Origin of the sequence: Paenibacillus arenilitoris (assembly GCF_014705655.1) — a bacterium.
Taxonomy (GTDB): domain Bacteria; phylum Bacillota; class Bacilli; order Paenibacillales; family Paenibacillaceae; genus Pristimantibacillus; species Pristimantibacillus arenilitoris.
Map to the genome: position 1 here is coordinate 118,303 of NZ_JACXIY010000012.1, position 14,326 is coordinate 132,628.

Below are 14,326 nucleotides of genomic sequence, written 5' to 3' on the forward strand. Positions count from 1 at the left end.
TTTCATCTTACAATACAAGTATCATAGACTGCAGCTATGACTTAAATCGCGCAATCGAGAGGGGTACGAACGTGAAGCTGTTGTGGAAAATAAAGCCGGGTCTATCCGCAATTCTCTTCCTCATGCTGCTGCTCTCCGCCTGTTCCGGCGGCGGCAGCGGCGGCAATGCGAACAATGCGAACAATGAAGCAGACGACGCGGCGGGCGGCGCGGGGGGCAAAGAGCCCATTACGCTTCGGCTGACGATGTGGGGCAATCAGAACGAAGTGAAAGCGTTCGAGAACGCGATCAAGCGCTTCGAGGCGAGCCATTCGAACGTGACCGTCAAGCTGGAGTCGATCCCGACGGACTACGATACGAAGCTGACGACGATGATTGCCGGCAACGAGGAGCCGGACGTGGCGATGATGGAATCGGCAACGCTGGCGTTCCCTCTGGCCGAAGAAGGCAAGTTTATCAATCTGGAGGACTATTTGAACTCGGATCCTTCGTTTAGCGCCGACAAGCTGGTGCCGCATATTTCCTATTATGCCGAGCCCGGCAATTTGATCGGTCTCTCGCCCGGTCCGGAGACGTTCGCCCTTTATTATAACGTCGATATGTTCACGGATGCGGGCATCGAGCCGCCGCCCGCAAGCGCCGAAGAGGCTTGGACCTGGGATGAATTCGTAGAGGTCGCCAAGAGGCTGACGATCGACGAAAACGGCAAAAACGCGTCCGAGCCGGGCTTCGATCCGAAGCGGATCAGACAGTTCGGTATTAGCGGCGCGAACGGCTGGTGGGGCAGCTGGTCGAATTTCGTGTACGGCAACGGAGGCGATTTCGTCTCGGAGGACGGCACAACCTTCGCGCTTAACCAGCCGGAGGCGGTCGAGGCGTTACAGAAGCTGGCCGATCTCGTGAACGTCCATCACGTCGCGCCGTCGCCGGTGCAGGCGAAGAACGTGCCGGGCACGAATATAGCGCTGCAGACGAAGAAGGTGGCCATGGTAATCGACGGACAATGGGCGAACATGGATTTGGGAGTGACGGATGTCAATTACGACATCGCCGTGCTCCCGGTTATAAAGGAGCCGGTCACGACGGTCGTCGGAGGGATGTTCTCGATTTTCAAATCGACGAAGCATCCGCAGGAATCGTGGGAGCTCGTGAAGGCGCTGCTCGATCCCGAAGGCACGTTGGAGCTGAACCATAAGGGCGTATGGATGCCGGCGATTCGGAGCTGGTACGAGGATCCGGCCCTGATCGACAAATGGACGAAGGATTCGCCGGGGCGGACGGCAGGCTATAAGACCGCCGTCATCGACATGCTGCTGGAGCACAGCCGTCAGACGCCGACCGGCTACGTGAAAAACTTCAACAAAATTATGGACATCGTCACGCCGGCTCTCGACAAAGTGTGGCTGGGCGAGCAGAGCGCCCAGGAAGCGATGGACGCAATCGCGGACAAAGCACAGGCGCAGGTGCAGGGACGGCGGGATATCGAATGAATACTCCCGCCACTTACCGATGCTGTCGCTTCGGCTAAAGTGTGGGTTTCTGATGTATCATCCTGATTTATTTAAGGATGCTTAACACCAGTGGAGTTGACACGTTGATGGTCTGGTAACCATCCAACCCCTCTATCCCATCCGTTCCTTGGGTGGATACGTATGGGAATACTTTACGCAAAATGTTCGCTGCGCCGTTCACATCGGCATGAATCAGGCCCCTTGTGCTCGCATACAGTCCGCGATGAATCCGCTTGCCAGTGAAGATCCATTCTCCTTCTTCATCGTAACGCGGCAATGGGTCTTGATCGAGAAAGCTGGCTTTCGAGGTATAAGCTTCTTCGGTCAAGGTTACGGTTATTCCCTGTTCAGCTCCCTTATACTGGATCATCCCAATAAGCATCTGGTGCGGGATATGACAGAAAGACTGATTGTTTCGCCTTCCGATCGCGGACGCTTGCTTCCATCCATCGTTATGACCGATGACGATCGTGCCGATTTGTTGCTCCACAGCCAGTTGAACGATATGACGGCTTACTTTGTGGAATAAGTCTTTGATCCGGCGATGGCGCTTCAAATGCAAACGTTCCAATCGACGGGACGTATGGACACCTTCGCTCGGTTTCTTGCCCTGACGAAGAATGCCGGTATAATGAGCCTTCATCTTGTTGTAATATTGATTAATCGCCTTGATTATCTTGCCCTTCACGAGCATCGGTTTCGAACCGGTAGTCGTGACGATGGTTGCAAGATTTTCAACGCCAAGATCAATGGCTAATGCGTATTCTTTCGCTGCTTCCTTCTTTACTTCTGGATAAGCGAAGACCAGTTCGACGATATATTGCCCATATCGCGGTATCACGCGCACCTGCTTCAACTGTCCGCCGGTACAGCCTAGCTTGCCGATATTAAGCTGCAGCTTGGTCTTCGGAAGCTTTAGAAACTTTTTTTCTTTGATCACGCAATCCTGGTTGGAGAACACGACTTCTTTCACCTTACTGCGGACGTATCCCGGTATTCGGGGCTTTCCGCTGTATTTCCTGGGATGCTTTCGGTAGTCCTTCATACTGGCGAAGAAAGAGACCCAGTTTTGAAACGCAATCTTCATGATGCCTTGACTGCTTTGCGTAGGGAGTGCCCGATAGTCGCTCTGATCTATCACTTTGAATAAAGCATCCAAGAAGTTGTAAGAAACAAATGGCTTCTCCTCGGTAGGGAGCTTGAAGGGACGAGAACGATTCTTCTCGCGCAGCCGTTCGTTCATCGCATCGATATGCTCTGCAAGTAGGATCATTACTTGTTGTTGCAATGGCTGTAAGGACTCTTTCTGTCCAAATGAAGTGAGCACCTGTCGGATGTAAAAGTTAGTCGTGTTGTACAGGTTCTTTGCGTTTTGACACGCTAGGTCTAGGTACGTAAAGAGACGGTGACCGGGTTTGATCCATACTTGATGAGTCCTGTACATGGACTTTGAATCCGTCATAACTTCACCTCCTTCAAATTTGGAATGGGAACGTGCGTTCTGTGGTTATTGTATCGCTAAAACAAGAGGAAGGAAAGAAATTATTGTGGTCTTACACAGCAGGGCGCCGATTCACTTCGCCATTTACAGAAGTAGGTGTCCTTTCGACGAAAATTGATACAAAAGATGCGGCAGTCTAATCGGACTGCCGTCTTTGCGAATGAGACGAATATGCCGAACGATCCGTTGCGGCAGGAACGGGAGAGTGCGATAGGATGCAAACATTGGAGCGCTGGCAAGGCGTGCCCTTCACGAAGGTGGAGCTGAACGACGCCTTCTGGAAGCCGCGGCTTGCGAACGTAAGGAAGGTGACGCAGCAATCTTGCCTGCAGCAGTGCGAATCGACGGGCCGCATCGCGAACTTCGCGAAGGCGGCGGGCATGGCCGAGGGCGGTCACAAGGGGATGTATTACGACGATTCGGACGTTTACAAGGTGCTGGAGGGCGCGGCGTATTCGCTGATGACCGGCCGTGACCCGGAGCTGGAGGCGGAGATCGACCGGATCATCGGGCTGATCGCGGGCGCGCAGGAAGCGGACGGCTATTTGTCCACCTACTACACGCTGGAGAAGCCGGAAGAGAAATGGTCGGACATGGAGAAGCACGAAATGTACAACGGCGGCCACTTGATCGAGGCGGCCGTCGCCTATTACGAAGCGACGGGCAAGCGGACGCTGCTTGACGTCGCGTGCCGGCTGGCCGACCATTACGACCGGACGTTCGGCCCCGGCAAACGCCACTGGGTCGAAGGGCATGAGGAGATCGAGCTGGCGCTCGTGAAGCTGTACCGGGCGACCGGGGAGGAGCGCTACTGGCGGCTCGCGCTGTGGCTGCTTGAGGAGCGGGGCCACGGCCGCGGATCCGGGGCGATTTGGGACAAGGCCGAATGGGGGCCGGCCTACTGCCAGGACGACGTGCCGGTCCGCGACATCAAGGAGGTCAAGGGGCACGCCGTCCGGGCAATGTACTTGTATACGGCGATGGCCGATACGGTTAACGTCTCCGGCGATCCCGCGTATATCGACGCGCTGCACCGCGTCTGGGCCCATACCGTGGAGCGCAACATGTACGTAACCGGCGGCATCGGGCCGTCCAAGGAGAACGAAGGCTTCACGCACGATTACGATTTGCCGAACGAATCGGCCTATTGCGAAACCTGCGCCGCGATCGCGATGGCGTTCTGGAACCAGCGGATGAACCTGTTGTTCGGCCATGCCAAGTATGCCGACGTCGTCGAGCTCTGCATGTATAACGGCGCTCTGGCCGGCATTTCCTTGTCCGGCGACCGCTTCTTCTACGTCAATCCGCTCGCCTCGAGAGGAGAGCATCACCGGGTGGAGTGGTTCCATACGTCCTGCTGCCCGACCAATCTGGTCCGGTTCCTGCCATCCGTCGGCGGCTACCAATACGCCTTGACGGAGAAGGGCGTCGCCGTCAATCAATATATGGGCGGCGAGGCGGCGATTGCGCTCCGCGGCGGCAACCGCGTCGGCATCCGGATGGAAACCGGCTATCCACGGGACGGCGCGATCCGGCTGGACGTTCGACCGGAGCGCGAGGAAGCGTTCCCGGTGCTGCTGCGCATTCCGGGCTGGTGCCGGAGTTATAAGGTAACGGTGAACGGAGAGGAGCTTGCCGTATCGCAAGCGGCGACGAAGGACGGTTACCTCGTGCTTGACCGTCATTGGCGCGCGGGCGACCGGATCGAGCTTGTGCTGGACATGCCGGTGCAGGTCGTGCGCTCCCATCCGAACGTAGCCGAGAACGTCGGACACGTCGCGCTGCAGCGCGGACCGCTCGTGTACTGCGCGGAGCAGGCCGACAATCCGGGGCTGGCCTTCGACGAGCTGCGGCTCGATCCGGATCAACCGTTCGCAGCCGTTCGCCGCGACGATCTGCTGGGCGGGGTTACCGTTATAACGGGCCGCGCCGTCGGGGGAGAGGCTTGCGCCTTCGTGCCGTATTACGCATGGGATAACCGCGAGCCCGGCTTCATGCAGGTGTGGGTGAAGGAGAAGCGGGACGAGCGGTTATACCGGTGAGCATGAGACAGCCCGGGGACGATTCGAAGCCCGGTCCGAGCGGAGCCGCGGCGGTCCGAGCCGCAAGGAGCAAGACGTTCTTTTTTTGGCTATTCCCATTCCTTCCAAATGTCATTAAAATAGAGGGTAGCGCTTTCAATGAAAAAGAGCGACAAACTTCAAGCGACTTAGGATCGCTGCGGGAGGTAAGCCAATGCCGTTAGTGGATATGCCACTCGAGCAATTAAAGCAGTACGAAGGATTGAATCCCCGTCCTGCGGATTTCGATGAATATTGGGACCGCGCCATTGCGGAGATGAAGGCGGTCGACCCTCAGATCGAGCTCGTTCCGAGCCCGTTCCAAGTGCCGTATGCGGAATGCTTCGATTTGTATTTCACGGGCGTGCGCGGCGCGCGCATCCATGCGAAATACATAAGGCCGAGGAACGTCGCGGAGCCGCATCCGGCCATCCTCCAGTTCCACGGCTATACGGGCCATTCGGGCAGCTGGCACGACAAGCTGGGCTATGCGGCGCTCGGTTATTCGGTCTTCTCGCTCGACTGCCGCGGGCAAGGCGGAAAGTCCGAGGATGCGGGCGGGGTGAAGGGAAATACGCATCACGGCCATATTATCCGGGGGCTTGACGATCATCCGGACCAGCTGCTGTTCCGCCATATTTTCCTGGATACGGCCCAGCTCGCGGGCATCGCGATGCAGATGCCGGAGGTCGATCCGGAACGCGTCATGGCGATGGGCGGCTCCCAGGGCGGCGCGCTGACGATCGCCTGCGCCGCGCTCGAGCCGCGCGTGAAGAAGCTGGCGCCGGTCTTCCCGTTCCTCAGCGATTACAAGCGGGTGTGGCAAATGGATTTGGCCAAGGACGCGTACGCGGAGCTGCGCACGTTCTTCCGCCATTTCGATCCGCAGCATAAGCGGGAGGAAGAGATATTCACGAAGCTGGGCTACATCGACATCCAGTTTCTCGCGCCGCGCATCCGGGGCGAGGCGCTGATCGGCATCGGCCTGATGGATACGATCTGTCCGCCATCCTCGCAGTTTGCCGCGATCAATAAAATAACGGCGCCGAAGCGGCTCGAAATATATCCGGACTTCGGCCATGAGGATTTGCCGGGCTTCAACGATATGACGATGCAATTTTTCCTGGAGGCCTAATACGCGCGGCCGGGCGGGATACGGGAGAGCGCTCCCGATTCTCGCCCGTTTTTTTGTGCCGCCGCTATCGCCGAATAGGCTAATCGGTTTTATTCTCCTCTGTAGCGATAACCTCCCTTGCCGCTTCTATGAAAGATAATAGGATTGGCGAAAGCCACTTGTCTTTATGCCATAACATCTGCGTATACACGTGCAAGTCCGGAATTTTCCAGGGAAGAGCAACAAGTTCGCCCCGTTCAACTTCGGCTTCCGCTGTTATTTCAGGAAGAAAGGCAATCCCGATTCCCGTCATTGCGCATTGTTTAATGGCTTCGGCATTTTGAAACTCTAAATACGTAATACTGTCAATGCCCTCTTTCTCAAATCCCCGGTCAAACATGGTTCGATAGGTACAGCCCTTTTCATTAGTCAGAAACACTTCTCCGTGAAAATCCTCCAGCTGAAGTGCAGTCCGTTTCGCGAGCGGATGGTCAGGGGCCGCGAATAAGCGGAAAGTCTCTTCCAGCAACGGTTCGACTGCAAGTCCGGTTGAGCGAATGGGTTCGTCCAGCGTAAAGACGACATCCGCGGTTCCCTCAAAGAGCGTTTGCTTGAGTTGTTGATTTGGTACGGAGCGGAAGATGAGACGAACGCCCGGATGGCGCGAACGAAACAGGCGAAAGACAGCCGGAAGCCGATAGGCGCAAAGAACCTCGTTGGCGCTTATCGTTACGGTGCCGCTTAAATGTTCATTGTCATGCACGACGCTGCGAGCTTCGTCCAGTTTATCTAGAACGCCTTGGGCGTAAGTTAAAAAGCGTTTGCCCGCGGCCGTGAGAACGAGCTGCTTGCCCAAGCGGTCAAAGAGACGAACGCCAAGCTCATCCTCCAATGCTTTTATTTGCATCGTGACGTTGGAGGGGACGTAGCTCAGCACTTCCGCGGCCCGACTGAAATTTAAAGTGGAGGCAACCGTGCGGAACGTAATCAGTTGGCGCAATTCCATCATACTCCCCCTTTCTTTCAATAATATTGAATGTTATTTTGAATTTCATTCACTTTTATTGATGGTACCACAGGCCTATACTAGGTTCAAGACATACATTTTAGATGTGTGGTTTCATTTTGAAGGGAGCGACAATACGATGGATTATGAGATTTTTGATTTGGGTGACGTAGCCTTGCAATCGGGCGTGACGTTACCGGGCGCTTTTCTTGCTTATAAGACTTATGGGAGATTGAATGAAAAGAAAGATAATGTCATCGTCTATCCAACTGCTTTTGGCGACCAGCATGTTCAGAATGAATGGTTGATTGGAAACGGCATGGCACTGGATCCGCGGAAATATTTCATTATCGTTCCGAATCTGCTTGGCAACGGATTATCTTCGTCTCCCAGCAACACGCCTCCCCCATTCGACCGGGTGAATTTTCCGCAGGTAACCATCTATGACAACGTTAAATTTCAGCATCGGCTGGTAACCGAAAAGTTCGGCATTCAAAAGATCGCTCTCGTAGTGGGTTGGTCAATGGGAGGCATTCAATCGTTCCAATGGGGGGCAAGTTATCCGGACATGGTGGAACGAATCGCGCCTTTCGCCGGAGCTGCCAAGACTTGGCCCCATACGTATGTGGTCCTGGACGGAATGAAGGCTGCTCTCATGGCTGCGGCCCGCCTCGATTCAAATCAACGAGACCAGTTGACTTCTGCGGACATGCGCGCCGTGGGCCGTGTCTACGCGGGATGGGGCTTATCGCAGGCGTTTTACAGAGAGGAACTTTACCGTGAGCTGGGATTTGATTCATTGGCGGATTTTGTGGCTGGCGTCTGGGAAGACAGCTTTATGAAGATGGATCCGCACAATGTCCTGGCCATGTTATGGACAGGCCAATTTGCGGATATTAGTGCAAACCCGGCCTATAACGGAGATTTCGATGCGGCGCTCAGAAGCATTAAAGCGCTCGCCTGCGTCATGCCGGGGAGCACGGATCTCTTCTGCACGGCGGACGATAACGAATACGAGGCCAAGCTTATGCCTAATGCTGTTTTTAATCCGATCGAGTCGATCTGGGGCCATTTTGCCGGTCGCGGAATCAACCGTGCCGATAATCAATTTATTGATGACAGCCTAAAACGCTTGTTGGCTCGCAGTACAAACGGATAGATCATCATTGGAATTTCACGTCAAATATAGGTAAGCAGCATCAAGCTAAGAAGGCAACCGATCATCTGCTCGGCTGCCTTCTTTTTTTATCTCAAAACAATGATACCTCATAGGTGCCGCTCAATGCACTCACAGTACGTCCATTTCTTTTTCAAATGTTTCGTTCGGTTCCATTTTTCTTAAACTCGTGCAATGAGGTGCATATAAGCGTCTTCCTTTTTCACTGAAATATAGAAAGGAATGCCGCAACGCCCATTATAAATAACGGTCTCTCCACTGTTATTTGTAACCGAAGCAAGCATCTACTTTAGTGTTTTTACCCACCTGTATGTTAGCCTTTATTGCAAGCCCATTCTGATTAAAATCGTGCGTAAGAGTCTCCAGTTCCAAAACATACGGCTGCCTTTGCGTCATCATTCTGCTAACGTGCCCGTTAGCTTAATAACACGTTGATTATTTATTTTTAAGATAAGAAAATGCAGAAATCCAAAAAATGCATCCGAGTAAAATATGAATTCCACTTTCTTCAATATGTCTATAGTTTGATCCTTCTAATTTACATGTGAATCCTTACTACTAAAACAGGTAAGTTTACCCATATACTGCCAAATATTAATGAGGCTGCATGTTTGACCCGCGGCAGCCTCATGGTGTTATTTCTCGTACCCGTTAACTCAGCGTCCTTGAGCGCCCGTAAGTTACTGTCATTGGCGTTCATTTGCTTCGATTTGATGGAGGATTTCGTCAACGACGTGCGCGATCGGTGCGGAGGCGTCGATCATAATCCCGTTTTTGGGAACGCCTTCTTTCGTTTGATGCAAGCGCCGAATGATTTCCCGTTCCTCTGGTCTGCCACCCCAGTCAGTTGGGTCCAGTGCCACTCGCTCATCAATCCGCCGGAGACAGGTTTCCAGGTCGACCTCAAGGACAAACACGCTGTCGAAGAGATCAATGAATTTGGGGAAATTCCGCGAACCACCGCAGAAAAATGTTACCGCCTCATCTTGATTGGCGACCAAAGCTTCTACTTTATCTACATGCCAAATGTGGTGTTCGGGTTTAAAGCCATCCGTCGGGGTACCAGTTTCCGGGTCGCCTTGATAAGCCAATTCACGGTCACCATGAATGGCATGGTAGCCGCGCCGCTGCAATTCGTTGCAGACCGTAGTTTTGCCGGCGCCGGAAACGCCTTCAATCAGATAATTCCTAATGCCCATAGCAGACCCTCCAACTGGATAAGCACAATAAATTAGTTGTTTCTATATTGTCGCTAAACTGCCCGTTAGCGTGGAGACGGCAGCTGTACTACTCAGCCGGCTGCCGTCATGAAACTAACGTCTCCCGTTAGAGTAATAACAATTGTGATTTTATAAATATCCAGTGACGTTTAGCTGCGTTAATGAAAGAGAGACCCTCTTCAATCACCTTTAAGGCCTTTTCAGCAGATTGCTCTAATGGATAGTAAGATTGAACTGACTGATAGAAGGATGTTATTTCATTTCTAACCGCGGGTATTGTTGTCAACAATGAGACAGCTTCTTGTTTTTTCAGGTTCCATATTCTGATACCATCATCTTTATGAATAACGGTCAGTAACTGAAATGCAATTGGCCATACAATCGTACACAACAGCCTTGTACATCTTTCTATTCGATCTTCACCATGATCAAGTAATCCATGGGTGTTAAAGGAATCAGCTGGGATTAATTTGTCTAACGATTTAATAGCATCTTGATATATTTCATCATTGGTTGATTCAGGAACAAGCAATCGCCCTGTTAAAAGTTGATAAGATCCTGGAATCGGACCAAGATATGTGTTAGTTTTTGATGACAACACACTAAATTGAATATATCGAAAAGGCCATACATCAACTGACGACAGATCTTTATGAATGGATATACAAAGCTCCGCTGGTAATCTCATTGCTTCGTTTAAAGCTGCATCGTCTACATATAAAATGTAATCAATGTCACTACTACCCTGTATGAAACCTCCCTTGATAGCAGATCCATGTACTATCAAACCTACGCATGAGGAGTCAAGATGCTTCTTTATGATTTCGCATACCCTTTTGTTTATTTTATCTACTGCCTTCGCATGTTCCAACAAGATCACCTCAATGGGAAGAAATTAAATTATCATCCCAGATTAGCAACCTACTGTCAATACAATTTTCAAATCAATTGCATTATTCTGCCAGTTATTTGAGCAAAGGCTGCCATGCGTTAGTTGTGCCATGTCGATTCCGACGACGAGATGCTGAGGGGTAAATTTTTCAATAAGTTGATTTTGCTTGTCTTGGGCTTTAAACTTCATAGTAAAGCGTCCTCCTGGATGATGGGATTTTAAGGGCTATGACCCGTTGCGTACTCCCATCGTACCGGGGCGCTCTTCTTTTTGCAAAGCTGATAATTAACGCTCTACAGGAATGCTAACGTTTCCAGTTAATTCAATGGACAACGGCGGTTGGCCGCTGCCGTCGTTATTTAACTATCGAGCGAGCTCAATCGGCTCCTGTCAGGAAGACGCTCCCTGGCCGGTTTCTGCCTTGCGCAAATACGCCCCTGTTATCGAATGCTCAGCAGCAGTAAGCTGGACAGAAGTGCCTTCGAATACAATTCGGCCACCCCGATGTCCGCCCTCGGGACCCATGTCAATAATCCAATCCGCGCTCTTGATCACATCCAGGTTGTGTTCGATGACCACCACTGTGTTGCCCCCATCGACCAGACGGTTCATAATGTCCATCAGACGAGAGATATCGGATATATGCAATCCGGTTGTCGGCTCGTCCATGACATAGAGACTGCCTTCCTTATGAAGTTCTCCGGCCAGTTTGATACGTTGGCATTCCCCGCCAGACAAGGTGCTTAGAGGCTGGCCCAGCGTCATATATCCGAGTCCCACATCCTCCAGCGTCTGCAATTGACGGAGTAGTTCCTTCCTGCTGAAGAACTCCGAAGCTTCCCGCACCGTCATGGCTAGAACGTCGCTGATGGATTTTCCGTTTAGTTTATAATCTAGTACTTCATCGCTGAACCGCCTACCAGCGCAAATTTCACAAGTCGTCCTTATTGGCTCGAGAAAAGCCAAATCCGTGTATATCATCCCGAGACCCTGGCAGTTGGAACAGGCTCCCTTGGAATTGAAGCTGAACAGGGAAGCGCTCACCTTGTTGGCGGCTGCGAACAGCCGGCGGATCTCATCCATCATCCCCGTGTAGGTAGCCGGATTGGAGCGGATGGACGTGCCCACGGCCGTCTGATCAATGACAATCGCATCCGGATGCGATGGCAGGAATGCTCCGTTAATCAACGTACTTTTGCCTGAGCCGGCTACTCCCGTCACCACGGTCAGCACACCGAAGGGTATATCGACTTTTACATTCTTCAGATTGTGCAGGCTGGCGCCGGTTACCGTCAACCAACCCTTAGGCACCCGGACAGAAGTTTTCAAGGGCAGACTTTGCTTCAAGTACCGTCCTGTCAAGGTATCCGATCGGAGCAAGCCCGCAAAGTCGCCTTCGTAGACGATCTCTCCGCCGCGGGTTCCCGCATGAGGTCCGACATCAATGATGTAATCGGCGATTTCCATTACTTCGCGGTCATGTTCGACGACAAGTACGGTATTCCCTTTGTCCCGGAGCTGGCACAGCATGCCGTTCAGACGATGGACATCCCGCGGATGCAGCCCGACGCTCGGCTCGTCGAAAATGTAGATCATGTCGGTAAGACTGCTGCTCAGATGACGGACCATCTTGATGCGCTGCGACTCCCCGCCCGACAAAGTTGCGGTCTGTCGATCCAGACTCAGGTACTCCAGACCGATGGAGATCAGATGGTTGAGCCGGGTCAGAATCCCATCAATCATCGGGCCGGCAACGGGATCCTGAATGCCTTCAATCATACGAATTAGCTCTCCAATCTCCATCGCTGCGCATTCCGCAATGTTGTATCCGTTAATCCGGCAGCCCAAGGCCGCTTGATTAAGCCGGCTTCCCCCGCAAAGGTTACAATCGCTATAGGATAGAAATCGGTCAAGGGTTTCGCGTTTGGCATCTGACATCTCGCTGCTGTCCCGTTTTAAATACAAGCGGGTGAGCTTGGGCAGCAGACCTTCATAATCCGATTCGATATCGCCGCCTTTGGTGCGGTATACGATCTTGCTTTCTTTGCCGTGGAGGAGGGTATCCCATTCTGCCGGCGTATAGTCGGCAAGCTGCTTGTCGTTGTCGAACAAGCCGGTATGGGTATACGTATTCAAGTACCAGCTCCCCACTTTAAATGCGGGGAACAAGATCGCGCCTTCATTTAGCGACTTGGACCTGTCAAGCAACTTGTCTACATCAAATTGCACCACCTGTCCGACTCCGGAGCATTCTGGGCACATGCCGGCCGGGTCGTTAAACGAGAAAACATGCGAATTGCCAGCAAAAGGTTTACCTATTCTGGAGAACAGCAGCCGGAGCATCGCATAAATATCCGTGATCGTGCCGACCGTCGAACGGGAGTTGCCGCCGAGTCGTTTCTGGTCGATAACAACCGCCGTAGACAGGTTCTCGATGAGATCGGCATCTGGTTGATTAAACTGGGGCAGCCGATTCCGGATGAATGCGGTGAAAGTCTCATTAAGCTGCCTCTGCGCTTCTGCGCTTACGGTGTCGAATACTAAGGAAGATTTCCCCGAGCCCGAGACGCCGGTGAATATTGTGATTTTTCGCTTCGGTATACGGACATTCACGTTTTTCAGATTATTCTCGCGTGCTCCTTTGATTATGATATTTTCGACGCTCATAGACTCTACCTCCGATTTTAGACTGAACCCAATAAATGAAAAAGCGGCAATCGAAGACCAGAAAATAAAGTCGTAGACTTGCCGCTGTTAATATGAAACTAACGATTTTTAGCATTGGAAGGTTCAATATGATTAGTTCCCGTCAAAATGATAAATTAGTTGTACAACGCCTGAGGAGAACGTTCTTGTATGAACCATTTTTAAATTCAACCTCTGTTTTATATCCACAAACAGCGGTTTCCCTTCTCCCAAAACAACAGGGTGAACAGATAATCTAAATTCATCAACAAGTCCTAAATTGATAAAAGTTGTAATAAGACTTGCTCCGCCATATAGCCAGATGTCTTTACCAGGCTTATTCTTTAATTTATTTACTTCTTCAAGAATACTGTCATTTACGAATATTGCTTTATTATCAGTCCCCTTTTGCGTTCTGGAAAACACGTATTTCTCTTTACTATGAACCAATTCCCAAAACTCTTTTTCAGAATCAGTATGTTCAATTTCCGGAGTAAATTGTCCCCATAAATCATAGCTTTTTCTTCCATATAAAATGGTATCAATTTGATTTAAAAAATTTACAAACCCCATCTCAGAGTCCATAATGCACCAGTCAACTTCACCATTTTTCCCTTCAATAAAACCATCTAAAGTAACCGCTAAATCTAAAATTATTCTTCGTTTCATGATTTGCAACTCCTTTCGTTGATCTAACACCCATTTTAGACCTCAAATACGTCACCTTATGTCATATTTATAAAAGAGAGGATATCTATTTTAACAATGATTCGATAGTTCGTCGTAATTTGATAATTCTTATCTTTTTTCTCCGACCATAAACTGGGGTGATCCAATAAGTGTACTCTCAATTTCTTCATCATCTTTACAGAACCTTCATTTCCTTCAAGAACACAGTCATTGAATTTGTTAAGTCTTCGTTCAAAGAAAGTATACTTTAAGAGAATCAGCATTTTCCTCTACGAATTTTTTTGCCCCTGAGATTGTAGGCGGTAATTCAATAGCACATTCTAAAAGACGACGCGCAGGAGTATCAAATCCACGAAAATCGGCTTAAATGCACGATGTAACTGAATTGAAGGCCAGTTCAATATGGAAGTTGCGAAAATAGAAAAACACCACTTCATTTGGTAAAGTGAGATTGTCGAGATCATCACTAC

At 51.0% G+C, this 14,326-nt stretch carries 11 protein-coding genes; 4 read left to right on the plus strand and 7 right to left on the minus strand.

Annotated features, from left to right (window positions below):
- The first annotated feature begins 71 nt into the window (after positions 1 to 71).
- Positions 72 to 1,490: an ABC transporter substrate-binding protein gene (locus tag IDH41_RS09695; RefSeq protein ID WP_317890716.1), complete on the plus strand. Its 1,419-nt coding sequence runs from the start codon at positions 72 to 74 to the stop codon at positions 1,488 to 1,490.
- A gap of 67 nt (positions 1,491 to 1,557) precedes the next feature.
- Here the strand turns inward: IDH41_RS09695 and IDH41_RS09700 are convergent, their stop codons facing one another.
- Positions 1,558 to 2,973, minus strand: coding sequence for an RNA-guided endonuclease InsQ/TnpB family protein (locus IDH41_RS09700; RefSeq protein WP_190860479.1), 1,416 nt, complete (start codon positions 2,971 to 2,973; stop codon positions 1,558 to 1,560).
- A 254-nt stretch (positions 2,974 to 3,227) separates the two neighbouring features.
- On the opposite strand from IDH41_RS09700, the gene IDH41_RS09705 reads away from it, so the two are divergent.
- Together IDH41_RS09705 and IDH41_RS09710 are read left to right on the plus strand one after the other, a co-directional pair.
- The gene (locus tag IDH41_RS09705; RefSeq protein ID WP_190860481.1) at positions 3,228 to 5,054 is read left to right on the plus strand and encodes a glycoside hydrolase family 127 protein; all 1,827 of its coding nucleotides are present in this window, start codon (positions 3,228 to 3,230) and stop codon (positions 5,052 to 5,054) included.
- Between the two features lie 193 nt (positions 5,055 to 5,247).
- Positions 5,248 to 6,207: an alpha/beta fold hydrolase gene (locus IDH41_RS09710; protein ID WP_190860483.1), complete on the plus strand. Its 960-nt coding sequence runs from the start codon at positions 5,248 to 5,250 to the stop codon at positions 6,205 to 6,207.
- Between the two features lie 79 nt (positions 6,208 to 6,286).
- Here the strand turns inward: IDH41_RS09710 and IDH41_RS09715 are convergent, their stop codons facing one another.
- Positions 6,287 to 7,192, minus strand: coding sequence for a LysR family transcriptional regulator (locus tag IDH41_RS09715; RefSeq protein ID WP_190860485.1), 906 nt, complete (start codon positions 7,190 to 7,192; stop codon positions 6,287 to 6,289).
- 139 nt (positions 7,193 to 7,331) lie between these two features.
- Between IDH41_RS09715 and IDH41_RS09720 the strand changes: the two genes are divergently transcribed.
- Positions 7,332 to 8,351, plus strand: coding sequence for an alpha/beta fold hydrolase (locus tag IDH41_RS09720; RefSeq protein WP_190860487.1), 1,020 nt, complete (start codon positions 7,332 to 7,334; stop codon positions 8,349 to 8,351).
- 704 nt (positions 8,352 to 9,055) lie between these two features.
- Here IDH41_RS09720 and IDH41_RS09725 read toward each other — a convergent pair.
- The 5 genes from IDH41_RS09725 to IDH41_RS09745 all read right to left on the minus strand — a co-directional run bounded on the left by IDH41_RS09725 (position 9,056) and on the right by IDH41_RS09745 (position 13,835).
- Complete coding sequence (locus IDH41_RS09725) at positions 9,056 to 9,568, minus strand: AAA family ATPase (protein ID WP_190860489.1); 513 nt, start codon at positions 9,566 to 9,568, stop codon at positions 9,056 to 9,058.
- 127 nt (positions 9,569 to 9,695) lie between these two features.
- The gene (locus IDH41_RS09730; protein WP_190860491.1) at positions 9,696 to 10,460 is read right to left on the minus strand and encodes a hypothetical protein; all 765 of its coding nucleotides are present in this window, start codon (positions 10,458 to 10,460) and stop codon (positions 9,696 to 9,698) included.
- A gap of 42 nt (positions 10,461 to 10,502) precedes the next feature.
- Positions 10,503 to 10,670 carry a hypothetical protein gene (locus IDH41_RS09735; protein ID WP_190860633.1) on the minus strand — a complete coding sequence of 56 codons (168 nt, stop codon included), beginning with the start codon at positions 10,668 to 10,670 and terminating at the stop codon, positions 10,503 to 10,505.
- A gap of 201 nt (positions 10,671 to 10,871) precedes the next feature.
- Positions 10,872 to 13,148 carry an ATP-binding cassette domain-containing protein gene (locus IDH41_RS09740; RefSeq protein ID WP_190860493.1) on the minus strand — a complete coding sequence of 759 codons (2,277 nt, stop codon included), beginning with the start codon at positions 13,146 to 13,148 and terminating at the stop codon, positions 10,872 to 10,874.
- Between the two features lie 132 nt (positions 13,149 to 13,280).
- Positions 13,281 to 13,835: a dihydrofolate reductase family protein gene (locus tag IDH41_RS09745; RefSeq protein ID WP_190860494.1), complete on the minus strand. Its 555-nt coding sequence runs from the start codon at positions 13,833 to 13,835 to the stop codon at positions 13,281 to 13,283.
- Positions 13,836 to 14,326 lie beyond the last annotated feature (491 nt).